Below are 23456 nucleotides of genomic sequence, written 5' to 3' on the forward strand. Positions count from 1 at the left end.
CCACACTTTTTGGAAGAGAACCTTTGATTATCATGGCTCTTACCACTTTTTCAGAAAAACTTAATATCATTTTAGGCGAATATTACCCAGATGTATACGATGAACTCAGAAGTGAAAGACCATATAAAAAATCTTTTTCTCACGAAGAAAGCGTCAACTACCCACCGTCTAAAGACGGGGGCTTGTGATGAACAAGCCTTAGTTGGCTACCCTCAGCCGTATGAAGAAACGGGCTTCCATCTCTAAAGGAAGATCATCGGGCTACGTTATATAGGTCATAACACCTTCGGATGTTTCTCTTAGTCTGTCGCTCTGTTGTTTAGCTTTAAACAATCCTGAGGGGTAGGGATAGTGAGCTAAACGTAAAAAGCCTATATAACATTGGGGAAGGAGAATAACTCCGTTAAGGAAAAAGAAACGGGCTTCCGCCTATTAAGGAGGTACACTTTATGTTAGTGTACGTTTTAAACAAACATGGGGAACCTCTTATGCCTTGTAAACCTTCAAAGGCAAGAAAGCTACTTAAAGATGGTAAAGCCAAGGTTGTTAGAAAAGAACCCTTTACTATTCAACTGCTCTATGGTAGTAGCGGTTATAAACAACCTATTACTTTGGGAGTAGATGCAGGAAGTAAAACTGTAGGATTGTCTGCTACTACTAAAAAGAAAGAACTTTTTGCATCAGAAGTTGAAATAAGGGACGATATAACTAAACTTATATCTCAAAAACGACAGTATCGTAGAGATAGACGTTTAAGAAAAACAAGGTACAGGAAACCACGCTTTTTAAATCGTGTTCACAGTAAGAACAAAGGATGGATTGCACCATCGGTAGAACATAAAATAAAATCGCACATTAAACTGATTGATCTAGTTTATCGTTTGCTTCCTATTACAAAAATTGTAGTAGAAGTTGCAAGTTTCGATATACAAAAGATTAAGAATCCTAATATTGAAGGCAAACAATACCAACAAGGTAAACAATTAGATTTTTGGAATGTAAGGGAATATGTTCTATGGAGAGATAACTATACCTGCCAACACTGCAAAGGCAAAAGTAAAGATAAAAGACTCAATGTTCACCACATCGAAAGTAGACAAATAGGTGGAAACGCACCGAGTAATTTAATTACATTGTGTGAAACATGCCATAGAGATTATCATAATGGAAAGATTAAATTGAATTTTAAAAGAGGACAAAAGTTTAAAGATGCTACATTTATGGGTATTATGAGATGGACATTATACAATAGATTGAAAGATTTGTATTCTAACGTTCATCTAACTTACGGATATATCACTAAAAATACAAGAATACAGAACAACCTACCTAAAACACATAGAATAGACGCTTTATGTATTAGTGGTCATCCTCAAGCAAAACAATTAGATTACTATTATCACATTAAAGAAGTTAGACGACACAATAGACAAATACACAAAGCTAACATTCTAAAGGGAGGAACAAGGAAGCTTAACCAAGCACCTTATCTAGTACATGGTTTTAGATTGTTTGATAAAGTAAGATACAACGGTATCGAATGTTTCATATTTGGGAGACGTTCAACTGGATATTTTGATATAAGGAAACTTGATGGTACAGTAATTCATAGAAGTGCAAAAAGCAAAGATTTAATCCTGGTAAGCAAAGCTAAAACTTTACTATGGGAAAGGAGAGAAAATTCTGCATTCCTCTCACCGCTTCCTTATCTGCCGTAAGGCTGTGTGGCGGAAGCCCGTTTTCTAGTGAGTCTCCTGCAGATATTTTTCATGAAAATATTGTTAGAAGGAGATAGCAGAACATCTCCAGAACAATTTGACCCTGAAGTATTAAAAGTGTTTGTCAAGATCGCAGAAAAGTTTAAAAATATGTACTGAAATAATTACATAAAAGTTAAAAAGGCAGAAAGAACGAGCAATTTGGAGAAAAAACGAGAAAAAACGAGATTTAGCCTTCTAATCGAAAATAATCGCCGATAATCGTCTTTAATCACCCATAATCGTCTTTTTTGACTCTTGATACTTTTACTAATATGTGTTATGATACATATGAAAATTAGCACTCTTAATGTTTGATTGCTAATGAACAAAAAAATAAAAATTGAAATAAAATAATTAAAATAAAAAAAGGGGGTATCATAACATGACGGTGAAACCATTAGGAAACAGGTTACTCATTAAGCCCATTACCGAAGAAAGAAAAACTGAAGGTGGTATAGTACTACCAGATTCAGCAAAAGAAAAACCTCAAAAGGCAGAAGTTAAAGAAGTCGGGAAACTAGATGAAGATTATGATTTAAAAGTAGGAGACAAGGTAATCTTTTCTAAATATGCAGGAACTGAAATCAAGATAGATGATGAGGATTATATCATCATTGATGTGGAAGACGTACTAGCAAAAGTAGAAGACTAAAAAAATGGGAGGTGTTGAGATAAGATGGCAAAAATGTTAAAATTTAATGAAGATGCAAGAAGAGCTTTAGAAAGAGGCGTTAATACAGTTGCAGATGCTGTTAAAATAACTTTGGGACCTAAAGGAAGAAACGTAGTTTTAGAAAAGAGTTGGGGATCTCCAACTATCACAAATGATGGTGTTTCGATTGCTAAAGAAATTGAATTGAAAGATAAATTTGAAGCACTTGGAGCAGAGTTAGTTAAAGAAGTAGCTTCCAAAACAAACGATGTTGCGGGAGACGGGACAACTACCGCTACAGTTTTAGCACAGTTTATGATTCAAGAAGGATTGAAAAATGTTGCAGCTGGTGCTAATCCAATATTGATGAGAAACGGTATCGCTAAGGCTACAGATAAAGCTGTAGAGCAGATAAGGAATGCTAGCAGAAAGTTATCAAGTAAAGAAGACATTGCACATGTAGCTTCTATATCTGCTAATAACGAGGAGATTGGAAATATTATAGCGGAAGCTATGGACAAAGTAGGAGAAGATGGAGTTATAACCGTTGAAGACTCTAAAACTCTTGAAACTTATGTAGAATTCACAGAAGGAATGCAATTCGATAGAGGATACATCTCTCCCTATTTTGTAACAAATACTGAAAAAATGGAAGCCGAAATGAAAGAACCTTATATATTAATTACAGATAGAAAGATTTCAGCTGTAAAATCTATAGTTCCAATTTTAGAAAAAGTTGCTCAAGCTGGAAAACCTTTGGTAATCATTGCTGAAGATGTAGAAGGAGAAGCTCTTTCTACGTTGGTTCTCAACAAGCTGAGAGGAACCTTGGAATCAGTAGCTGTTAAAGCTCCTGGTTTTGGAGACAGAAGAAAAGAAATGCTAAGAGATATTGCCATTTTAACTGGCGGTACTGTAATATCTGAAGAAATTGGTCTTACCTTGGAAGATGTTTCCATTAATGATCTTGGTCAAGCTGATTTGGTAAGAGTTGCAAAAGAAGATACTATCATTGTTGGAGGAAAAGGTGAACCTACAGCAATAAAAGAAAGAATAGCTCAGATAAAAGCTCAAATTGAAAATACAACTTCCGATTACGAAAAAGAAACATTACAAGAGAGATTAGCAAAATTATCTGGTGGGGTTGCTGTAATTAAAGCAGGAGCGGCTACAGAAACTGAGTTGAAAGAAAAGAAACATAGAATAGAAGATGCCTTATCTGCAACGAGAGCAGCTGTGGAAGAAGGAATAGTTGCAGGTGGAGGTGTAACGTTACTCAAAGCCAAAAAAGCCGTTGAAGAATTTGCAAACACATTGTCAGGAGACGAAAAAATTGGTGCACAATTAGTAGCAAAATCTTTAGATGCTCCTGCAAAACAAATAATAAGAAATGCTGGTTTAGAACCCGCTATAATTATTGAAAGAATACTCGAAAAAGATGATCCAAAATATGGATTTGATGTACTAAAAGAAAGATACATTAACATGTTTGAGGCTGGAATAATTGATCCAACTAAAGTTACAAGAAGTGCACTTCAAAATGCTGCGTCGATTGCTTCCATGCTTCTAACAACAGAAGTTTTAGTAGCAGAAGAACCAAAAGAAGAAAAAGGTCCAGAAATGCCAGCAACACCAGATATGTACTAAATTTAGACAGTAATAAAAACAGGCGTGCCATTGTATATGGCACGTTTTTTTATGGTATAATAAAATAGTAAGTTTCACTAACAAAAAATGGGGTGAAAGATTTGGCTGTAGTTTCCATATTATCAGGTTTAATTAGTATGGTGATATCTATAAAATTGATAAAAAAAGTCCATTGGGCTATTCTTATTGCAACAATTGTAACCGCACTAGTTTCTTTGAATTTGAATTATATTGGTAGTAGTTTCCTAGAAACTATTACACAAAGCGATTTTTACGAAGTGATTGTTGTTATCTTTGGAATATATCTACTATCGGATACTATGAAGGCAACTGGAAACTCACAGAAGTTTGCCAAAAACATAAGAACATTATTCAATTCAAGACAGGCAGTAGGATTGATGCCTATGATGCTGGGATTACTACCCATGCCGGGAGGAGCTATGTTCACTGCACCGATGGTTAAAGATATAGCTGATGAAAGCAACATTAATAGAGTTGAAGCTACGGCAATGAACTATTGGTTCAGGCACAGTATGGAATTTTTTTGGATACTGTATCCAGCATTAATTTTAGAAAGTGCTCTCACGGGAATAAGTTTAACAAAATTATTGTTAATACAACTTCCCATAGGATTATTTGCAATTATTGGTGGTTGGATCTACTTCAAAAATGGTAAAATCAGTCTAAAAAGAGACAAAAAATTATGGAAAGAACTTTTTGAATCTATACTCCCAATATTAATTATAATCGTTGGAGTAATTGCTTCTTTACCTGGTTGGCTTGTTGTTTTAACGGTATCTTTAATATATACTTTTTATCATAAAAACTACAAAGATCTACTAAATATAAGATGGGAAACTGTGTTGTTGCTATTGTTTGTTTTTTGGTACAAAAATTTTGTAACTGTGTCAAATTTATCCAACGATTTTGTAGACAATCTAACTACGTGGGGAGTAAGTCCATGGTGGATAATAATGATCTCTCCGATTATTATAGGATTGATAACTGGAATAACTCAGGCAGGTTTTGCGGTTACAATGCCGATAGCTTTGTCGTTCGTTGAAGCGGGAGTTATTTCTTTGGTGCCGGTTGCGATAACCATATATTTTTTCTCTGTATTGGGGGTTCTTCTATCACCTGTTCATCTCTGTCTTTTACTTACATCAAAATATTTTGAAGTCGATATGTTTAGTGTAATAAAAAAAATAATCATTCCCATTTTTTGTGCTATAATAGGATATCTTGTAGTAATGCTACTTTTCATCTTTTGATCAAAAGGCGGAGGAATTAACATGAAAAAACGTTTTATACTTTTCTTAGTAGTGATTCTTGTTTTTTCAAGTATAGTTACCGCTGAAGATACAGTAACTGAACCAAGTACCAAGACAACTATGTTCACACTAAATTTAGATGATTTAAGCAGAAACCTTGTTAAGAATAATACCAATTCTTATCTGGATATAATTTCTAATTTCTTAACTACATATGATTATTACTTTCTTGTTGCAACACCCGTGGTGGGATACACAGTTGGTTATCTTACAAACGATTATACACTAAAAAAGGTATCTGAAGAAGCTATTATATCTTCCGTTATTAGCGGAGGAATAACCTTGCTAACAAAAATTGTCGTTGGAAGAGAAAGACCTTATGCTGAAGACGGTTCATTCTCATTCAATCCGTTTGCTTCCCTTACTCAAGGGGCGACTTATACCTCTTTTCCTTCGGGACATTCAACAATAGCCTGGTCGGTATACACTCCATATGCGAAAGAATATAGTTGGTGGATTTATATTATACCATCAACTATATCGTTTTCTCGCATCTATGAAGATGTGCATTGGCTCTCGGACGTGGTAGCTGGTTCTTTCCTGGGGTATTATACTGCGTCTTATGTCTATTATTTTTAAGTTAATTATTTTTGCTTTTTAGATAATCTTGATACTTCTTCCAATCATTCAAAAATCTTTCAAGACCTATATCCGTCATGGGATGTTTGAACATTTTCTCAAGTACTTCAAAAGGCATAGTAACAACATCTGCTCCAATCAGACCAGCTTCCAAAACATGCTGAGGATGTCTAACACTAGCCACGATAATTTTTGTCTCATATCCGTAATTGCTGAAGATAACTTCAATTTCTTCTACTATATCCATTCCGGTGTTTCCTATGTCATCCATTCTACCAATGAAAGGACTCACGTATGTAGCTCCTGCCTTGGCTGCAAGAAGAGCTTGTAAAGGGCTAAAAACTAAAGTTGCATTGGTCTTAATACCTTCTTTGGATAAAGTTTTTATCGCTTTAATTCCATCAGGGATCAAAGGTATTTTAACTACCACAAATTCACTTAACTTTGCTATTTCCCTCGCTTCTTTTACCATTCCTTCGTAATCGGTGGATACCACTTCGGCACTTACCGGTCCTTTTACAGTTTCACAAATTTCCTTGATCCTTTCTTCAAATACGGCATTCTCTTTTGAAACCAACGTAGGATTAGTTGTCACGCCGTCAACTATTCCCCAAGCAACACCTTTTCTGATTTCTTCTATGTTTGCAGTGTCTAAAAAAATTTCCATTCTTAAATTTCCCTCCCTACTTTGAGTTTTGTCATAACAATTATAGCATAATCAATTCTTCAATTTCTTTAAGATTATTTTATCCCCACTTTTAACGAACAAACCTTCTTTTTGCATCTTTGAAAATACCCTCGATAGAGAAGGCCTTGTTACACCAAATAAATTAGCTAACTCTTCTAAAGTTAGAGGTATAGTTAACTCGCTGGATTTATTTTGCTGATGGTAAAGATTTAAAAGATACATTGTAATCTTTTCTCTGATTGTATGAAAAGAATTCGCCCGTAATTTTGCAGTTACGAACTGAAACTTTTCGCCTATATCTTCAAGAAAAGAGAGTAAAAGAGCCTTGTTACCTTGAAACAATCTTATCAAATCTCCTTTTTCAATATATAGAATAGCAACATCTTTAACCGCTAAAACATCAACAGGTAGTAAGTTATCTTTTGAAAATAACAAGGCAGAAGCTAAAATCTCCGGAGATTTTATCCTTTCTACTTCTAAAATTTTCCCATTAAAATCAACCATTTCTGTGATAACTTCTCCATCGATTAAGATCATTAAATTTTCAACTTTTTCCCCAGAAGTATGGATAAGGGAACCTTTTGAAAAATTTTTAATTGAATAGCGAACATTACCAAAAATTTTCATCAATTCGGCTTTTGAAAAATTTTTAAATATCTTTAATTTACCTAGTCTATCAATATAGTTATCCACGATTCAATCACCTCAAAATTTTTAAAAAACAACGTGCGTAACATTTGTTACTGACAAAATTACTCCGATTTAATTATACTTAAAATGAAAGGGAATTCAAAATTCTTTAAATAAAGAAAAGTTTAAGTGTCAAGACAAATAAAATCTTAGTAAGGAGGAAAAAAGCGAATGGAGATGTTTTGTTATCAATGTCAAGAAACCTTAAGAAATGAGGGTTGTGTGGCTCAAGGTGTATGTGGAAAAAGTCCAGAAACTTCAAACTTGCAGGATCTATTGATTTATATACTAAAAGGGATTTCCTATTGGGCTAATAAAGCAAGAGAATTGGACGTAGAAGATGAAAGTATTGACCTTTTTGTGGCAGAAGGCTTGTTTGTAACAATAACTAATGTTAATTTTGATGTAAAAAGAATAGCTAGATACATTGATAAAGCACTAGATAAAAGAAGAATTATAGAAAATAAATTCAAAGAAGTTTATGAAAGAAAATACAACGAAAAATTTCAGGAAAAAGTACCTGATGCCGCAGTATGGAATCCTAAGGATAACAATGAAGACGAATACTTAAATAAAGCTGTTGAAGTAGGTGTTTTATCGGAATCAGACGAGGATATAAGATCGCTTAAGAACTTTCTTGTAATTGGTTTAAAGGGAGTGGCTGCTTACACCGATCATGCCTATATCTTAAAACACTTCAACGAAGATATACTTGCATTCATCGAAAAGACTTTAGCGGAAACCCTACGTGAAGATATCACCGTTGATGAATTAATAAATTTAGTACTGAAAGTTGGCGAATATGGGGTAAACGCTATGGCTTTACTAGATGAGGCAAATACTTCGACCTTTGGAAATCCTGAAATAACCCAAGTTTACACAGGGACATACGAAACACCCGCTATTCTAGTCAGTGGTCATGATCTTTTGGATCTGTATGAAATTTTAGAACAAACTAAAGGTAAAGGAATCAAAGTATATACCCACGGAGAAATGCTACCGGCAAACGCCTATCCCGAATTAAAAAAGTACGAACATTTAGCCGGTAATTTTGGAGGTTCTTGGTGGAAGCAACAACAAGAGTTTGAAGATTTTGGTGGAGCTGTAGTAATGACAACGAATTGTATTCAAAAGCCAAGAAATTCCTACAAAGACAGAATTTTCACAACCGGACTTGTGGGATGGCCAGGGGTTCAACATATACCAAATAGAAAAAAGAATGGTCAAAAAGATTTTTCTCCTGTAATAAAAAAGGCACTCGAAATTGGCCCCATCCAAAAAAGAGAAGGGAAAAATATAACCATTGGATTTGCTCATGAACAGACCACACAAGTTGCTGATAAAATTGTCGAGGCAGTAAAATCTGGTAAAATAACCAAATTTTACGTCATGGGTGGTTGTGATGGAAGAAACAAAGATCGTGAATACTACACTAATTTTGCCAAAAATCTTCCAAAAAGCACCGTTATTTTAACCGCTGGTTGTGCCAAGTACAGGTACAATATGCTTGATTTAGGGGATATTGATGGAATACCAAGGGTTATAGATGCAGGGCAATGTAATGATTCTTATTCTTTAGTTTTAACGGCCTTAAAATTGAAAGAAGCATTCGATTTAAAGGATATAAACGAACTACCCATTGAATACAACATAGCTTGGTACGAGCAGAAAGCTGTAACTGTTTTGTTATCATTGTTGTATATGGGAGTGAAAGGAATAAGATTGGGTCCAACACTACCTGCCTTTCTATCACCAAATGTTTTGGAGACGGTTGCAAAAACTTTTGATATAAAAACTATATAAATAATTTTATACGTATAAAAGGCGTCCAATCTTTGGCGCCTTTCTTTTTTTTAGTGGTTACAATTATAATTACTGATACAAATACAAGTTCCAAGAGGAATAAATATGATATAATATGAAAGGAAGGATTGCTAACTTTTTATAGGAGGGATAGAAGTGAATTTAAGTAATGCTCAATACTTAGAGATTTTAAACCATTCTCTTTCATCGGGGGGAGAGTATTCAGAAATCTTCTATGAAGATTTTTATGGTACCTCGATTGTTTACGATAACGGTAAAATTGAAAAAATAAATTTTTCAAGTACAAAAGGTGCAAGTATAAGGGTTGTATCAGCTGAAGAAACGATTTTTGCTCATACTAACGATCCCACATACGAGAATCTTATGAGTCTTGCTGAGACTTTGAGAAAGAACGCAAGCGAAAGGTTTGGCTCTAATAATATCGTAAAAGTTAAAGAATTGAAAGAGGCAGAAAAGAGGGATTTTGCCCCCTTTGAAATACCTTTTGACAATGTATCTGTAGAACAAAAAGTAGAAAAGGTTATTAAAGGGGTAGAATTACTAAAAAATGCTGATAAACGTATCAAACAGATCACCGTTTCCTATGCAGATAGTAGTCGAAAGGTAAAAATAGTGAATTCAGAAGGAAAAATAGTTGAGGATATCAGAAATTATCCACGTTATGCTGCTATAATATTTGCACAAGACGAAGAAGGGAATTTGTTCAGAGGTTATTCCTCCGATGGAGCAAACATGGGATTTGAATTTTTTACAGATGAGATGATAGAAAAAGTAGCAAAAGACGCCGTCAGACAAGTAGTTTCACAAATAGAAGGAGTGGATGCTCCTGCAGGCGAATTCACGGTTGTTTTGTCTTCTGAAGCTGGAGGAACCATGATACATGAAGCATGTGGGCACGGTATGGAAGCAGACTTGGTACTTTCTGGTTCTGTGTACAGAGAAAAAGTTGGAAAGAAAATCGCTTCTCAAAAGATTACCGTTGTAGACGACGGAACAGATAAAAACAAAAGAGGAACACTTAATTACGATGATGAAGGAACACCTACCCAGAGGACCGTTTTAATTGAAAAAGGCGTGTTAAAAGGATACATGCACTCGAAAATAACTGCCAAAAAATTTGGTGTTGAACCCACAGGTAACGGTAGAAGGGAATCTTATATGGTGCTACCCATCGTTAGGATGAGAAACACGATGATCTTACCAGGAGAAGATGATCCAAAAGATATAATTAAATCTGTAAAATACGGTATATTTGTTAGAAAGATGGGTGGGGGACAAGTTGATGTAATAAGTGGTGATTTTCAGTTTGGAGTTGATGAAGGTTATATTATAGAAAATGGTGAAATAAAACAATCGATCCGTGGAGCGAGCTTAGTTGGCAACGGATTAAAAGTCTTAGAGAGCATAGATATGGTTGGTAATGATTTGGGATATGGTGTTGGAACCTGTGGTAAAGACGGTCAAGGGGCTCCAGTTTCCGATGCCCAGCCTACCATAAGGATACCGAAGTTAATTGTTGGTGGAATAGTAAAAGGGGGTAACAATTAATGACTAATATAAAATCAATTATAGAAAAATCCATGAAAGAGATAAAAAGTAAAGGGCTTAAAGGACAGATAAATGTGATTTCCACTGAAAGTAAGAATGCCTCTTTCAGTAATGGAAAGTTAGAGCAGTTAACCGAAGGAGAAAAAGGAGCAGCAGGTATCAAAGTTATTTCTCCCGATGGAAGAACAGCCACGTCGTCATCTAATATTTTAACAGAAGAAGGTATAATGCAAGCTGTTGAAAAAGCAATTGAAATGACTAAATATACAGAAAAAGACGAAGCAAACGACATATCAAATGACGAACAGTTTACATACATAGATTGGGCTTTTGATGCAGACACAAAGGATATGAATTTAGACGAGGTTATGAAATTAGCTCAAGAACTAGAAAAAAAGGCTAAGAGTGAAGATGAAAGGATAAAATTTGTTCGTGGTGCTGAGTATGAAATTGCGTTAACCAGAAAACATTTTGGTAATACGAATGGTCTATACAAAAACGCTTTATCTACTAATGCTGCCAGTTCAATTAGTTTAGCCGCAATTGAAGGAGAGGATTCTTCATTTGGTTTTGATTATCAATTATCCCAAAGCTATAGGCTTATAGACATAGACCGCATAGTAAAAAATTCTGTAGAAATGGCGGTGTCAGGTTTAAAATCAGAGGTTTTAAGTTCAGGTAGATACGATATTGTAATGAGTCCCTTTGCTTCTAGTATGTTTTTAGGTACATTGATAACCCCGTTGTCGGGGGAAAATGTTTACAAAGGCAAATCTTTTTTGAAAGATAAATTAGGTGAGAAAGTAGCCAATTCATCGGTTACCCTGATACATGATCCAATGAATGGTTCTGCACCAATCATAGCCTCCTTTGACAATGAAGGAACTAATACTTCAAGATTCAATGTTATAGAAAATGGGGTCCTAAAAGGATTCTTACATAACATATATTCTGCAAAAAAGTTAGGAGCAAAGCCAACCGGTAACAGTTTCGCATCGGTAGAATCTCCCAATCCTTCCATTGGAACGATAAACCTTCATTTTATCGCAAACAAGACAAGAAAAGATATTTTGAATGTTCCAAAGGCTCTATATGTTACCAACATAATGGGTATGCATACCGCCGATCCAGTTTCTGGAAGATTCTCTGTTCAAATAAGTGGAAGATTAATTGAAAACGGGGCGTTTGTAAAAAGTTTCAGAGGGATGACCTTAGCTGGAACGTTGGAAGAGTTGTTGAATAATTTAGAGTATGTAGGTTCTGATTTCAAGTATTTGGGTTCGGTAGCCGGTTCTACTATGTTGATAAAGGATTTAAGCGTGGGCGGTAGATAGTAGATAAAGATAAAAGAAGTGTAAAAAGGAGTATAAGGCGTTTAATCGCTTCTGAAAGCGTTTAAACGCCTTTTTTTCGTCTTAATTGGGAATTATCTGGTTTGAGAAAGAAGGCATAATGTTGTAAGATATAATTGATAATGAAAAAAATTTCACACATCCCTGGAATTTCAATGCAAGGAGGTTTTTAAATTGTACAAAGTAGGCATTTGGGGTTTTGGAGCAATGGGTAGTGGTATAGCAAAAAATATATTAAGTAAGAAAAATCTAAAATTGGTTGGTGTTAACGATCTTAGGAAAGAATATATCGAAAAAGATGTGGGAGAGTTGTTGGGTTTAGGAAAAATTGGAATAAAGGTTTACGCTGATCCTATAACAATGGTTAAGCAAACTGATCCCGATCTTGTTGTAATAGCTACCAACTCTTTTATTTCGGTGGTGAAAGATCAAATCATTTCTATATTGAAAGAAAACAAAAACGTAATTACCATTGCTGAAGAGATGGCTTTTCCTTTTTCAAAGGATCCAAAAGCTGCAAATGAAATTGACGAGGTTGCTAAGAATCATAATGTATCGGTATTAGGGACTGGAGTAAATCCAGGGTTTGTCCTTGATACGCTAATTATAACGTTGACAGGAATATGTTTGAATGTGCAGAGAATTAAGGCTGCCAGAATTAATGATCTTTCGCCTTTTGGACCAACGGTTATGGAAACACAAGGTGTTGGAACAACACCTGAAGAGTTTGAAGAAGGAATAAAAAGCGGAAAGATAGTTGGTCATATTGGGTTTGAACAGTCAATACATATGATAGCCAAGGCTTTAGGATGGGAAATTGATCGCATCGAGCAAAAAAGAGAACCTATCATTTCTAACGTTTTGAGAGAAACAAAGTATGTTAAGGTTCAACCAGGGATGGTAGCAGGGTGTAATCATACTGCAAAGGCCTTTTATAAAAATGAGCTTTTGATAGAACTTGAACATCCTCAGCAAGTACATCCTGAATTAGAAAACGTTCAAACAGGAGATTATATAACAATTTATGGGGATCCTGAAATCTCAATGTCTATAAATCCTGAAATACCGGGAGGCAAAGGTACCATTGCCATAGCCACCAATATGATTCCATCTGTAGTTGAAGCTCAGCCTGGTTTGTTAACTATGGTGGATTTACCAATACCAAGGGCTTTACTTGCAGAGGTTCGTTGAAGGAGGTCAGATTTATGGAGATAAAAAAAGGTGAATGGGTTCAAATTCATTACATCGCTTTAAACCCTGAAGAAAGAGTTTCACATTTGCCAGAAGATACCAAAAAAGTACCTTTTGAGCTTCGAATAAAAGGATTTTTGGAAGATGAAAAGGCTGAAATAGGCGATATTGTAACCATTAGAACCCCTATTGGGAGATTAGTTAAAGGAAAATTGGAAAAAGTTAATCCTAGATACGAGCATAACTTTGGAGAACCTATTCCCGAATTATTAAAAGTTAACAAGGATGATTTGTTGGATGGTGAAAAAAATGGATAAATCTTACAAAGCGGTGATGGAAAGACAGATAGAGATCATCAAAAAATCTGTAGGACTTGATTACACTAAATATGAAATAGAAGGAATCGCATTTGATTACGAAAAGATGATGAATGAGTCAGGATTTTCAATTGAAGAAATTGAAAAGATTCAAAAAGAAACAGGTGTTGGGGACACTCCCCTTGTTGAACTAAAAAACATAAACAGGTTGATTAAAAAATTGTCTGATAAAGGGAAAGGTGCAAGGATCTTCGTTAAGGACGAACAAACCAACCCATCCGGTTCTTTCAAAGATAGAAGGGCTTCTATAAGTGTATATATGGCAAAAAAATTATGGTATGAAGGCGTTATAGCAGCAACAAGTGGTAATTATGGCGCTGCTGTAGCTTCTCAAGCAGCTAAAAGAGGTTTAAAATCTATTATAATTCAAGAATGTTTCGATTCTAGAGGAGTTGGTCAGCCTGAAATCTTGGAAAAAGAAAGGTCGTGTGCAGCTTATGGAAGTGAAGTTGTCCAAGTAAGTGTAGGACCAGAATTATTTTATTATACCCTTCTTCTTCTTGAAGAAACAGGATTTTTTAATGCATCGCTTTACTCACCTTACGGCATTGCTGGAATAGAAACGTTGGGAGTGGAGATAGCTAATCAAACCAAAGAATTGACAGGGGAATTCCCCGACGTTGTTGTAAGTACCCATGCAGGAGGAGGTTTGACCACTGGAACGGCAAGAGGGTTAAAAAAGGTTGGGGCTTATTCAACTAAGATTGTTGGTGCAAGCGTTGATTTAAGAGGCTTACATATGGCTTCCGATAAAGATTTCAATAGAAAGTCTTTCACTACAGGACACACTGGATTTGGGATCCCGTTTGCGGTCTTTCCTGACAGATCTGATGTTCCGAGGAATGCGGCAAGGGTATTGAGGTATATAGACAGATATGTTCTTGTAACTCAAGGGGAAGTCTTTTATATGACTGAATTACTCGCAAAACTTGAAGGGCTACAAAGGGGACCTGCTGGTAATACCTCGTTAGTTGCAGCTTTTGCTTTGGCAAGGGAAATGAATGAAGATGAAATAATCGTTGTAAACGAAACTGAATACACAGGAGCAGGAAAGTTACCAACTGCCCAACTCACTTTTGCCAAAGAAAATGGGATTCAAGTAATATCAGGTGATCCAATAAAAGATGATAAACCAGGGGAAAGAATTGTGATACCTGAAGATCCTTCACAAATAGGTTATATTGAAATTCCAATGTCTCAATTGAAAGAATCGTATATAAACCAGCTTATAAAAAGACTAGGAAAAACCGATTTTACTCAAAAAGAAATAGAATTTATATCAGAAGAAATAAGAGAAGATGAGGATTCGGTAATAAACTTGATTAAAAAGGTAAGGGAGGAGTCTTTATGAAAGAAAGAGCCGATGACTTTCAGGAAAGGTCAAAGAAACTTCAAAAGATGACTGATGAGGAATTAGACAATTATTTTTGGAAATTAGTTGAAAAGGTAGTAGATCCCTTAGTAAATTTGGCAGAAACACATACCTCTCCTTCTATAGAAAGGTCTGTCTTGCTGAGAATCGGGTTTAATTCCCTTCAGGCAAAGGCGCTGGTTGATAAGATTGTACAAGAAAATTTATTATCAAAAGGAGCAGGGAATGTGGTTTACAAAATTGCAAAACAAAAAGATATAGGAATAATGGAGGCAGGCGAGGCATTATTAAACGGTCGTTTTTGGGATGATGTTGAGAATATCTTTAGAGGTGGTGGTACAAGTGAAACTTCAACCAAATGAAAAGATCAACATAGAAGCGATTTTAAATGATTTGGAACATTACACACCAAGAAGAAAGGGATGGACTTGGAGGAAAAAATTACCTGAAGGAACCAAAAAAAGCGATTTTAATTACTATGAGATAAGTGAGGATCTAAAAAACTCAATTCCTCTTCCTGCAGCTCATTACTTTGATAACTTAGACCCACAACCAGACACGGTGATAACATCAGAAATTGCTTCAGGAAGATTTGAGGAAGATGTTAGAAGAATGCGCATGGCTGCCTGGCACGGAGCAGATCATATAATGGTCATAAGAACACTTGGGCAAAGCCATATAGACGGTCTTATAGAAGGAACCCCTGAAGGTATTGGTGGGATACCAATAACGAGAAAACAGTTGAGGGCAACTAGAAAAGCACTTGATTTAATTGAAGACGAAGTAGGTAGACCAATAAACTTTCACAGTTATGTTTCAGGTGTAGCAGGCCCTGAAATAGCTGTATTGTTCGCTGAAGAGGGAGTTAATGGAGCTCACCAAGATCCACAGTACAATATTTTGTACAGAGGTATCAATCCAATAAGATCTTTTGTGGATGCCGCTGTTGCTAAAAAAGTGATGGCTTGGGCGAATATACTCCAAATAGATGGTGCCCATAATGCGAACGCTTCTGCTAAAAAAGCTAGAAACGTGATGCCTGAACTTTTAGTACAACATGCTATAAACTCTCTATTTTCATTGAAAGTAGGCATGAAAAAAGAAAATATCGCTCTATCAACCGTTCCACCTGTAGTTTCACCTTCTCCTGAGTTCAGAATCAACTTGGTCTACGCAATTACATTGAGAGAACTATTTAAAGGTTACAAGTTCAGAGCTCAAATGAACACAAGGTACATTGAATCTGATTTATTCGATGCCACAAGGATTCACGTTTTAAATACCCTCATTTCTCGGTTAACTTCAGCAGACATTCAATCAACTATTACTCCCGATGAAGGTAGAAATGTTCCTTGGCACGTTAATTCTATAAGGGGTGTAGAAACCGCTAAACACACATTGATATCAGCGGATAATATTAAACAATACCTCAAAATCGATGAAGAAAAAGTTAGAAAAGAAGTAAGAGAATTGAAGATGAGGGCTATATTGATGCTTGAAGAAATAATAGAAATGGGTGGATATTTTGAGGCCTTGGAAAACGGTATGTTCGTAGATAACGGGTACTATCCCGAAAGGGCAGGAGACGGAATAGCCAGAAAAAAGAATGGAGAAATAGCGGCAGGTTCCGTTGTACCAAGGGATAAAGATTATATGGCCCCCGTTTGTGAACATTTTGGGTACAACGCCTTACCTAAAGGATTAGATAAACCTTGCGATTTAATCGGTGGTTGTACCTTACATAATAGAGAAAAGATTCAATTTATTGACGAGTTAGATGAGAGTGATAACGTCGAAAAAAGATTGCAAGATATAAAAGAATACAAAGAAAATAATCTTATAAAACCAGAAGTTGAATGGAGTTACGATGGTTGGATACAACTGGACATGACCATCCCTGAATCTGAAGAATACGCAAAGGCAGCAGCGGTCGAAATATGTAAAAAAATGGGACTCGAAGATATTCATGTTATTCATTCTTCCGTTTTACATCCATCAGAAGGGACTTATCTTGAATTGAAGGCAAAGGTACCTTTTTTTGTTAAAAAGGATGAATTAGAACTTCCCAAAAAGAATGATGTGATGAGTGATGAAGAGCTTTTTGAATTTTTTGGTAAAAACAAGGTCAAAGTAGTGGCTGGAACGATAGGTAACGATGAACACAACATAGGTATCAGAGAAATACTAGATATAAAACATGGAGGTATAGAAAAATATGGAATAAATTACGTTTATCTTGGTACTTCTGTGCCACCAGAAAAAATCATAGATAGTGCGATAGAAGTAGGAGCCCAGGCGGTTTTAGCTTCTATGATTATTACTCATAATGAAGTTCATGTGGAAAATATGAAAAAACTACATGAAATTGCTGTAGAAAAAGGAGTTAGAGATAAATTATTACTCATCGTTGGAGGGACTCAGATAACCAATGATTTAGCGATAAATAATTACATGGACGCTGGCTTTGGAAGAGGTACCAAAGGGAATCACGTCGCCACATTTTTGGCTAGGAAACTAAAAGAAAGAGAGCAAAACGAATAATTTTTAATTAATTTATTCTTGCTTTAAATCTTTTTTTAGTGTAAAATTGAAATAGTGAAGCCCTAATTCTTCCAAAGGGAGGAAAACGTGATGTCGTTTGAAATAGATACAAGGGTTTTAAAAAATGCTGTCCAATTAACCACCAACGCTGTTTCAAAAAAAACAGCTAACCCTATTTTGAAAGGAATAAAATTGGCTGTAGAAGACGATGAGTTACATATTTATGCTACAGATTTGCAAACCGGTTTTCACAAATGGCTGAAGGTTAAAGATAGCGATGAAAATTTTTCTACAGTGGTTGAACAGACGATTTTTTTAGAAATACTATCAAATCTCACTTCTGATACAATTACTATAACTTTGGATGGAGTTTTGAAGATTTCAGGTGGAAATTCTGTATTTCGATTACCTACCATGGACCCTGATGAATTTCCTTCCCTTGCTTTCGACGTTACAGGGAACTCAATTTCGTTAGATAGAACAATTATTACTAATATGATTGATAAGGTAATTTTTTGTGCTTTAAAAGATTCTTCTTCCCTTTCGCGCAATTTAAATGCCGTTTATTGGGACTTTAGGCAGGGAGGGTTTTTGAATTTAGTCGCCACGGATTCATATAGATTAGCCCTTTCTGAAAGTAAGCTGGAAGATGACAATGTTCTTTCACCGTTTCTTTTATCCCTAAAAAGTATGGATGAATTAAAAACGATACTTTCAGCAGCAAAAACAGAGAAGATAAAAGTGGTTCAAAGTGGTTCTCAAGTTCTCTTTGATTTTGAAGAAGATAATAACCAGTTGATTTTTAACGTTATAGATGCCGAGTTTCCTAATTATTTGGGTATAATTCCCCAGAGTTTTATAACAAAGATCAAGGCTAAGACCTCAGAATTTTTGGCTATTATGAAAAGGATGTCTATAACAGCCGGAAGTGAGGAATATACTTTATTAAATATTGAAGATGGAAGAATACAGTTTTATGCAAGTTCTCCTGATGTTGGCGAAGCAAAAGAAGAGATTGATGTCGAGCAAGAAGGTAGAAATCTTGAGATCGCTTATTCACCGAGATATTTCAGGGAAGCGTTAGAAAGAATAGAGACTGTGGAATTTGAGTTCGATATATCCGATGAGGAAAAACCTACCATTTTAAAACCTGTAGAAGACAACAGTTATATGTTCATAATAATGCCAAAAAGGAAAAGTTGAAACATGTTAAAAATTGGTTTTGGTTACGATGTTCATCCTTTAGCTGAAAATAGAAGATTAATATTGGGTGGAGTTGTAATAAATCATCCAAAAGGTTATGGATTATTGGGCCATTCGGATGGAGACGTTTTTTTTCATGCGATAATTGATAGTTTATTAGGGATGTGCGGTTTGGGGTCGATAGGGGAGTACTTTCCTGAAAGTAAAGAATTTGAAAATATTAGTAGCTCTATACTTTTAGAAAAGACTATGGATTTGATAAGTAAAAGATATGTTATTAAGATAAATAATATTGATGCGGTAATCATATCTAAGAGTGTGAAGATCAGTTCTATATCTGAGCAAATAAAAAATAATACCTCACGCATCTTAAATTTAGAAGTGAGCCGAATAAACTTAAAAGGCAAGAGTGGCAATGGTCTGGGAATAGGCGGAAAGGACGAAGGTATAGAAGTTTATTGTACAACGTTAGGTGAGGTAGATGAAATATAAACGTATTCATAACTTCGATATGTCTCCCAAAGATATGATCAAAATTCAGAAACAGTTGGCTAAAGAGGTTAAATTGATTCATTTCTCAGATGAACCAAACTTAGTGAGTGGTGTTGATCTTTCCTTTCAAAAAGACGAAGGATTAGCTGTAATTGTAACAATGGATTTTAAAAAATTATCGGTAATCGATGTAACATATGCCGTGGATAAGATTACCTTACCATATATACCTGGCCTTCTTGCTTTTAGAGAGCTTCCTATCTTTTTAAAGGCTTGGGAAAAACTTCAAATTGAACCTGATATTGTTTTTTTTGATGGTCAAGGCTATGCCCATCCTAGAAGGATGGGCATAGCTACACATGCGTCTTTTTTTATCGAAAAGCCTACTATAGGAATTGCTAAATCTAGGTTAATTGGTGAATACGAAGAACCCGGAAAGAAAAAAGGGGAATTCACATTTCTGTACCATAAAGGTGAGAAAATAGGAATAGTGTTAAGAACAAGAGACAATGTGAAACCTGTATTTGTATCTCCTGGCAACTTGGTTGATTTCAATAACGCCTTAGATTTCACTTATCATTTTGCCACAAAGTATAAAATTCCTGAGATAACTCGAAAGGCACACTTATACACTCAAAGTTTAAAGCAGAGGTGACGTTGTTGACCGAAAAAAACACGCGAAATTTTATATACATCTCAATGATCGTATTTTCTATGGTCATGAACACCCTTGCGCCTCTTATGACTTCCATTCAAGAAAGATTCTCTGTTTCAATAACTGTTTCTTCTTCATTACCTTTTATAAGCACCTTTGGTACTATGATATCCAACTTTATAGGTAGCTTTTTTATCGCCCAGATAGGTTATAAAATTTTTTTGACCGGTGCTTTTATCGTTGAAATTTTGGGTTTGGTTTTATTTGTAACCGCATTTAATTTTCCTATGGTTGTATTATCAGCTTTTTTATTGGGGGTAGCGACTGGGGCAACTTTTATGACTTTAACTTCCGCTTTTTCACACCTTGATAGGAAAACCCAAAATTTTGGATTTTTAAACGCGAGTTTTGGAATTGGAGGTATAATAGCACCCCTTTTGGTTAGCTTATTTTTAGTTATGAAATTAGATTTTAGATTTGTGTATTTTATACACTTAATCTTAATTTCGTTACTTTTCATTTTTGTTTTAATTTATAAGCCCATTCAAAACATAAAGTATGAAGCGATTAAATTTAAAGAAGCCACAGGTATAATAAGGAAAAAATTTGTTTATTTATCATTGTTGATATTCTTATTCTATTCCGGAACTGAAATAGGTATAATAACATGGAGCGGGAACCTTTTCTACGATGTTTTTAATTATTCGAAAGAATTTTCATCTGTAATTATAAGTTTATTTTGGGTAGTTTTTACCTTGGGTAGAGCTATTACGGAATTTTTAAACAGAAAATTAACGGAATTGGGAACCATTTTTTACTTCTCTATTTCTCTTATAGTAAGTCTTGCATTGTTGCTAATATTTCAGCACTTTATTTTCTTTCTTTTCGTTGGTTTTAGTTTATCTGCCATTTTTCCAAGCATTCAAAAATACACCAATCAAAATCTCCCAAAGAGAATCTTAGGGATGTACAACGGGTTGGCTTTTGGTTCTACTGGGATTGGGGCTATGATAATTGCAACTTCCATGGGAGTAATTGGTGATATTAATTTTAATATCTCATATACCATTCCCTTTTTAACTTTTACTATCATCATTTTTATCACACAAAAATTGGGTAAGGAAAAGTTAGAAAGTGATAAGTGAAATTAAGTAATGTACAAAAAGGGGGAAAAATGAAATATTCTAAGATAAAAACTGGTTGCATAGACGGGTTTAAAGTAGAAAATATCTTAGTAGAAATCGACGTAAACTCCCGTTCTACCCAACAGACATTCAAAATAGTAGGCATGCCCTCCACATCAGTTTTAGAAAGTGAGAAACGAGTTACAAGTGCCATTAGAAATACTGGGTTTACAATTCCTAACGGATCGATAGTTGCGAATCTTTCACCCACCTCTATGAGAAAAGACGGCTCACATTTTGATTTACCAATTGCCGTTTCCTTGTTGGAGGCGTCAGGTCAGATAAAAGAATTAAGTGAAGATTACTATATATTTGGTGAACTTGGTTTGAATGGAGAAGTTAGACCAGTTTCTGGGATATCTCTTTTCTTGATGTATATAAAAGAAAGAAATCAACAGGCAAAATTCATAATTCCACGGGGAAATCAGGGGGAAAGTAAATTTGTAGAAAAGAACGAGGTTATCGTTATAGATAGCTTGAAAGATATCGAAAATATATCGTTAGGTATTTTGGATGATTACTCTCCAAAGTATGAGGATATTGTACAACCGTCTTACAACTTAGATTTTCGTGAGATCAAAGGTCAAATATTTGCCAAAAGGGGAATAGAGATAGCAGCCAGTGGATTTCACAATGTCTTAATGAGGGGATCTCCCGGTTCAGGAAAAACAATGATAGCTAAAAGGGTTCCAACGATATTACCAGATATGACGAGGGAAGAAATCATCGAATCTACGATGATTTATTCAGTTGCTGGATATATGAACACGATAATTGATAAAAGGCCCTTCAGATCACCTCACCACACAGCCTCGACAGCCTCAATAATAGGGGGAGGAGCCGTTCCGAAACCTGGTGAAATAAGCTTGGCTCACAATGGTGTGTTATTCATGGATGAGTTCCCCGAGTACCGTACGGATGTAATAGAATCTCTAAGACAGCCTTTAGAAGACGGAGAAGTGACGGTAACAAGAGCAAAATCCGTTGCTAATTTTCCTGCAAGGTTCATGCTTATAGCATCTCAAAATCCTTGTCCATGTGGATATTATGGAGATAAGGAGATAGAATGTACGTGTAGTTTGAACCAGATCTTAAATTACAACAGAAAAATATCAGGACCCATATTGGATAGAATAGATATTAGAATAGATACACCAAGGGTAAAAATAGATGAGCTCATGTCCAAGGAAGACGGAGAAAGCTCCGAAAAGATAAAAGAAAGAGTTTCAAAGGCTTCCCAAATACAGATAAAAAGGCAAAACAAATTGAATGGGAAACTTAGCAATAAAGAAGTGAAGAAATTTGCTGCTCTTACTGAAAAAGCGGAAGACTTTTTAAAACAAGCAGCTATCAATTTAAAATTAACAGCAAGATCGGTAAACAGGGTAGTGAGAATTTCACGAACTATAGCCGACACTTTTGATTCAAAAAATGTGGAAGTAAGTCATGTCTCGGAAGCCCTGAATTACAGAGGGAGAAAAATCATATGAGAAAAATATCTTCTTTTTTTCTATTACTTTTGGTGATTTTAAGTGCAGTTTATGCTAATTCACAAGAATTAATAACAATTCCAGATATAGAAAACCTAGAAAAAGTAAAAGTTTCTTCTATATTGGATGGAGACACAATTAACACTTACCAATACGCTGAAAGTATCAGGTTGATAGGGATAGACGCACCAGAGATCAAAGCTGGTAGTAAGCCTATTAGCGAGTATGGCTATAAGTCGTATCAATTTGTGAAAGATAGACTAATAAATGTTGCAAACAGAAACGTATATTTAGAGTTTGATGAGGATAAGTTTGACAATTATGGCAGAGTTTTGGCGTATGTTTATTATGAGGATGAAGAAGGTAACTTAATATTATTAAACGAGGAATTATTAAAAAATGGATTAGCCCGACCGTTGTTTTACGAAGATACTTCAAAAAAGCAAGAAATATTTGTTAAAGCTTATATCCAAGCATATGAAGATAGAAAAGGGATCTTTGAAAAATACGATGATGAAAGCATAGTAGTGGAATCTGATGCCTTAACCCAAAAGGATTTAGGTAGAATGAGGTGGGTGAAGGTCAAAGTAAAGGATGTTATAAAAGAAGGCGAAAATTATTACAAAATTATCTCTGAAGGCGAAGATTTTTACTATGGAATAAGAAAACAGGAATTTGATGCCTTTTTTGATGGTTACGATATCTATGATTTAGTTGGGGAAGAAGTTATGTTCTGGGGAGAAATATGGTTTGATCAGCGAACTGGGCAATACGAAATACTGGGAAGGGCTCCTTTTGAGATAAAAAGATTTGTGAATGGAGTGCAGGGAGAAGAGGGAGTTTAGTTTAAAGCTTATTTTAAAGATTATATAACAGAATA

The 23456-nt window shown here is 35.2% G+C and carries 21 protein-coding genes and 1 pseudogene; 20 read left to right on the plus strand and 2 right to left on the minus strand.

Going from position 1 to position 23456, the window contains the following annotated elements:
- The 6 genes and pseudogenes from X928_RS10070 to X928_RS06815 all read left to right on the plus strand — a co-directional run.
- Positions 1 to 188 (plus strand): annotated as a pseudogene (locus tag X928_RS10070) (hypothetical protein); the annotation flags it as partial.
- Between the two features lie 261 nt (positions 189 to 449).
- Complete coding sequence (gene iscB / locus X928_RS06795; RefSeq protein WP_103079060.1) at positions 450 to 1718, plus strand: RNA-guided endonuclease IscB; 1269 nt, start codon at positions 450 to 452, stop codon at positions 1716 to 1718.
- A gap of 424 nt (positions 1719 to 2142) precedes the next feature.
- A complete protein-coding gene (groES, locus tag X928_RS06800) occupies positions 2143 to 2412 on the plus strand; it encodes a co-chaperone GroES (RefSeq protein WP_012208976.1) in 270 nt (89 codons plus the stop codon).
- Positions 2413 to 2436: 24 nt separating this feature from the next.
- On the plus strand, positions 2437 to 4059 hold the full coding sequence (gene groL, locus X928_RS06805) for a chaperonin GroEL (protein WP_103079061.1): 1623 nt from the start codon (positions 2437 to 2439) through the stop codon (positions 4057 to 4059).
- A gap of 92 nt (positions 4060 to 4151) precedes the next feature.
- Positions 4152 to 5330, plus strand: a complete 1179-nt coding sequence (locus X928_RS06810) for a DUF401 family protein (RefSeq protein WP_245857204.1) — start codon at positions 4152 to 4154, stop codon at positions 5328 to 5330.
- Positions 5331 to 5351: 21 nt separating this feature from the next.
- Positions 5352 to 5969 (plus strand): phosphatase PAP2 family protein, encoded by a 618-nt coding sequence (locus X928_RS06815; RefSeq protein WP_103079063.1) that lies wholly within the window; start codon positions 5352 to 5354, stop codon positions 5967 to 5969.
- Position 5970: 1 nt separating this feature from the next.
- On the opposite strand, the gene fsa is transcribed toward X928_RS06815, so the two are convergent.
- Positions 5971 to 6636: a fructose-6-phosphate aldolase gene (gene fsa / locus X928_RS06820; RefSeq protein ID WP_103077692.1), complete on the minus strand. Its 666-nt coding sequence runs from the start codon at positions 6634 to 6636 to the stop codon at positions 5971 to 5973.
- 51 nt (positions 6637 to 6687) lie between these two features.
- A complete protein-coding gene (locus tag X928_RS06825) occupies positions 6688 to 7350 on the minus strand; it encodes a Crp/Fnr family transcriptional regulator (protein ID WP_103079064.1) in 663 nt (220 codons plus the stop codon).
- A 168-nt stretch (positions 7351 to 7518) separates the two neighbouring features.
- Between X928_RS06825 and hcp the strand changes: the two genes are divergently transcribed.
- The 14 genes from hcp (at position 7519) to X928_RS06895 (ending at position 23421) form a co-directional block, all read left to right on the plus strand.
- On the plus strand, positions 7519 to 9150 hold the full coding sequence (gene hcp, locus X928_RS06830; RefSeq protein WP_211286491.1) for a hydroxylamine reductase: 1632 nt from the start codon (positions 7519 to 7521) through the stop codon (positions 9148 to 9150).
- Between the two features lie 156 nt (positions 9151 to 9306).
- The gene (locus X928_RS06835) at positions 9307 to 10719 is read left to right on the plus strand and encodes a TldD/PmbA family protein (RefSeq protein WP_169926331.1); all 1413 of its coding nucleotides are present in this window, start codon (positions 9307 to 9309) and stop codon (positions 10717 to 10719) included.
- A complete protein-coding gene (locus X928_RS06840) occupies positions 10719 to 12053 on the plus strand; it encodes a TldD/PmbA family protein (RefSeq protein ID WP_103079066.1) in 1335 nt (444 codons plus the stop codon). Before X928_RS06835 ends, X928_RS06840 begins: the two co-directional genes overlap by 1 nt.
- Before the next feature lie 192 nt (positions 12054 to 12245).
- Complete coding sequence (ord, locus tag X928_RS06845; protein ID WP_103079067.1) at positions 12246 to 13262, plus strand: 2,4-diaminopentanoate dehydrogenase; 1017 nt, start codon at positions 12246 to 12248, stop codon at positions 13260 to 13262.
- Positions 13263 to 13276: 14 nt separating this feature from the next.
- Positions 13277 to 13579 (plus strand): 2-amino-4-oxopentanoate thiolase subunit OrtA, encoded by a 303-nt coding sequence (gene ortA, locus X928_RS06850; RefSeq protein ID WP_103077699.1) that lies wholly within the window; start codon positions 13277 to 13279, stop codon positions 13577 to 13579.
- A complete protein-coding gene (ortB, locus tag X928_RS06855) occupies positions 13572 to 14990 on the plus strand; it encodes a 2-amino-4-oxopentanoate thiolase subunit OrtB (RefSeq protein ID WP_103079097.1) in 1419 nt (472 codons plus the stop codon). Before ortA ends, ortB begins: the two co-directional genes overlap by 8 nt.
- A complete protein-coding gene (locus X928_RS06860; RefSeq protein ID WP_103079068.1) occupies positions 14987 to 15373 on the plus strand; it encodes an ornithine aminomutase subunit alpha in 387 nt (128 codons plus the stop codon). Before ortB ends, X928_RS06860 begins: the two co-directional genes overlap by 4 nt.
- Positions 15354 to 17552 (plus strand): D-ornithine 4,5-aminomutase subunit OraE, encoded by a 2199-nt coding sequence (oraE, locus tag X928_RS06865; protein ID WP_211286496.1) that lies wholly within the window; start codon positions 15354 to 15356, stop codon positions 17550 to 17552. Before X928_RS06860 ends, oraE begins: the two co-directional genes overlap by 20 nt.
- 90 nt (positions 17553 to 17642) lie before the next feature.
- The gene (gene dnaN, locus X928_RS06870; protein WP_103079069.1) at positions 17643 to 18755 is read left to right on the plus strand and encodes a DNA polymerase III subunit beta; all 1113 of its coding nucleotides are present in this window, start codon (positions 17643 to 17645) and stop codon (positions 18753 to 18755) included.
- 3 nt (positions 18756 to 18758) lie between these two features.
- The gene (gene ispF / locus X928_RS06875) at positions 18759 to 19247 is read left to right on the plus strand and encodes a 2-C-methyl-D-erythritol 2,4-cyclodiphosphate synthase (RefSeq protein ID WP_103077702.1); all 489 of its coding nucleotides are present in this window, start codon (positions 18759 to 18761) and stop codon (positions 19245 to 19247) included.
- Entirely contained in the window at positions 19237 to 19902 is a 666-nt protein-coding gene (nfi, locus tag X928_RS06880; protein WP_103079070.1) for an endonuclease V, read from the plus strand. Before ispF ends, nfi begins: the two co-directional genes overlap by 11 nt.
- A gap of 5 nt (positions 19903 to 19907) precedes the next feature.
- A complete protein-coding gene (locus X928_RS06885; protein ID WP_103079071.1) occupies positions 19908 to 21047 on the plus strand; it encodes an MFS transporter in 1140 nt (379 codons plus the stop codon).
- Between the two features lie 29 nt (positions 21048 to 21076).
- Positions 21077 to 22576 carry a YifB family Mg chelatase-like AAA ATPase gene (locus X928_RS06890; protein ID WP_103079072.1) on the plus strand — a complete coding sequence of 500 codons (1500 nt, stop codon included), beginning with the start codon at positions 21077 to 21079 and terminating at the stop codon, positions 22574 to 22576.
- Positions 22573 to 23421 (plus strand): thermonuclease family protein, encoded by an 849-nt coding sequence (locus tag X928_RS06895; RefSeq protein ID WP_103079073.1) that lies wholly within the window; start codon positions 22573 to 22575, stop codon positions 23419 to 23421. The genes X928_RS06890 and X928_RS06895 overlap by 4 nt, the downstream gene beginning before the upstream one ends.
- Positions 23422 to 23456: the final 35 nt, after the last annotated feature.

Source organism: Petrotoga miotherma DSM 10691 (genome assembly GCF_002895605.1).
GTDB lineage: Bacteria > Thermotogota > Thermotogae > Petrotogales > Petrotogaceae > Petrotoga > Petrotoga miotherma.

Coding starts and splice junctions, on each gene's coding strand:
- dnaN (WP_103079069.1), top strand. CDS start 17,643: ATGTCGTTTGAAATAGATACAAGGGTTTTAAAAAATGCTGTCCAATTA.
- X928_RS06815 (WP_103079063.1), top strand. CDS start 5,352: ATGAAAAAACGTTTTATACTTTTCTTAGTAGTGATTCTTGTTTTTTCA.
- X928_RS06895 (WP_103079073.1), top strand. CDS start 22,573: ATGAGAAAAATATCTTCTTTTTTTCTATTACTTTTGGTGATTTTAAGT.
- X928_RS06840 (WP_103079066.1), top strand. CDS start 10,719: ATGACTAATATAAAATCAATTATAGAAAAATCCATGAAAGAGATAAAA.
- fsa (WP_103077692.1), bottom strand. CDS start 6,636: ATGGAAATTTTTTTAGACACTGCAAACATAGAAGAAATCAGAAAAGGT.
- ispF (WP_103077702.1), top strand. CDS start 18,759: ATGTTAAAAATTGGTTTTGGTTACGATGTTCATCCTTTAGCTGAAAAT.
- ortA (WP_103077699.1), top strand. CDS start 13,277: ATGGAGATAAAAAAAGGTGAATGGGTTCAAATTCATTACATCGCTTTA.
- groL (WP_103079061.1), top strand. CDS start 2,437: ATGGCAAAAATGTTAAAATTTAATGAAGATGCAAGAAGAGCTTTAGAA.
- X928_RS06890 (WP_103079072.1), top strand. CDS start 21,077: ATGAAATATTCTAAGATAAAAACTGGTTGCATAGACGGGTTTAAAGTA.
- ortB (WP_103079097.1), top strand. CDS start 13,572: ATGGATAAATCTTACAAAGCGGTGATGGAAAGACAGATAGAGATCATC.
- groES (WP_012208976.1), top strand. CDS start 2,143: ATGACGGTGAAACCATTAGGAAACAGGTTACTCATTAAGCCCATTACC.
- iscB (WP_103079060.1), top strand. CDS start 450: ATGTTAGTGTACGTTTTAAACAAACATGGGGAACCTCTTATGCCTTGT.
- hcp (WP_211286491.1), top strand. CDS start 7,519: ATGGAGATGTTTTGTTATCAATGTCAAGAAACCTTAAGAAATGAGGGT.
- nfi (WP_103079070.1), top strand. CDS start 19,237: ATGAAATATAAACGTATTCATAACTTCGATATGTCTCCCAAAGATATG.
- X928_RS06860 (WP_103079068.1), top strand. CDS start 14,987: ATGAAAGAAAGAGCCGATGACTTTCAGGAAAGGTCAAAGAAACTTCAA.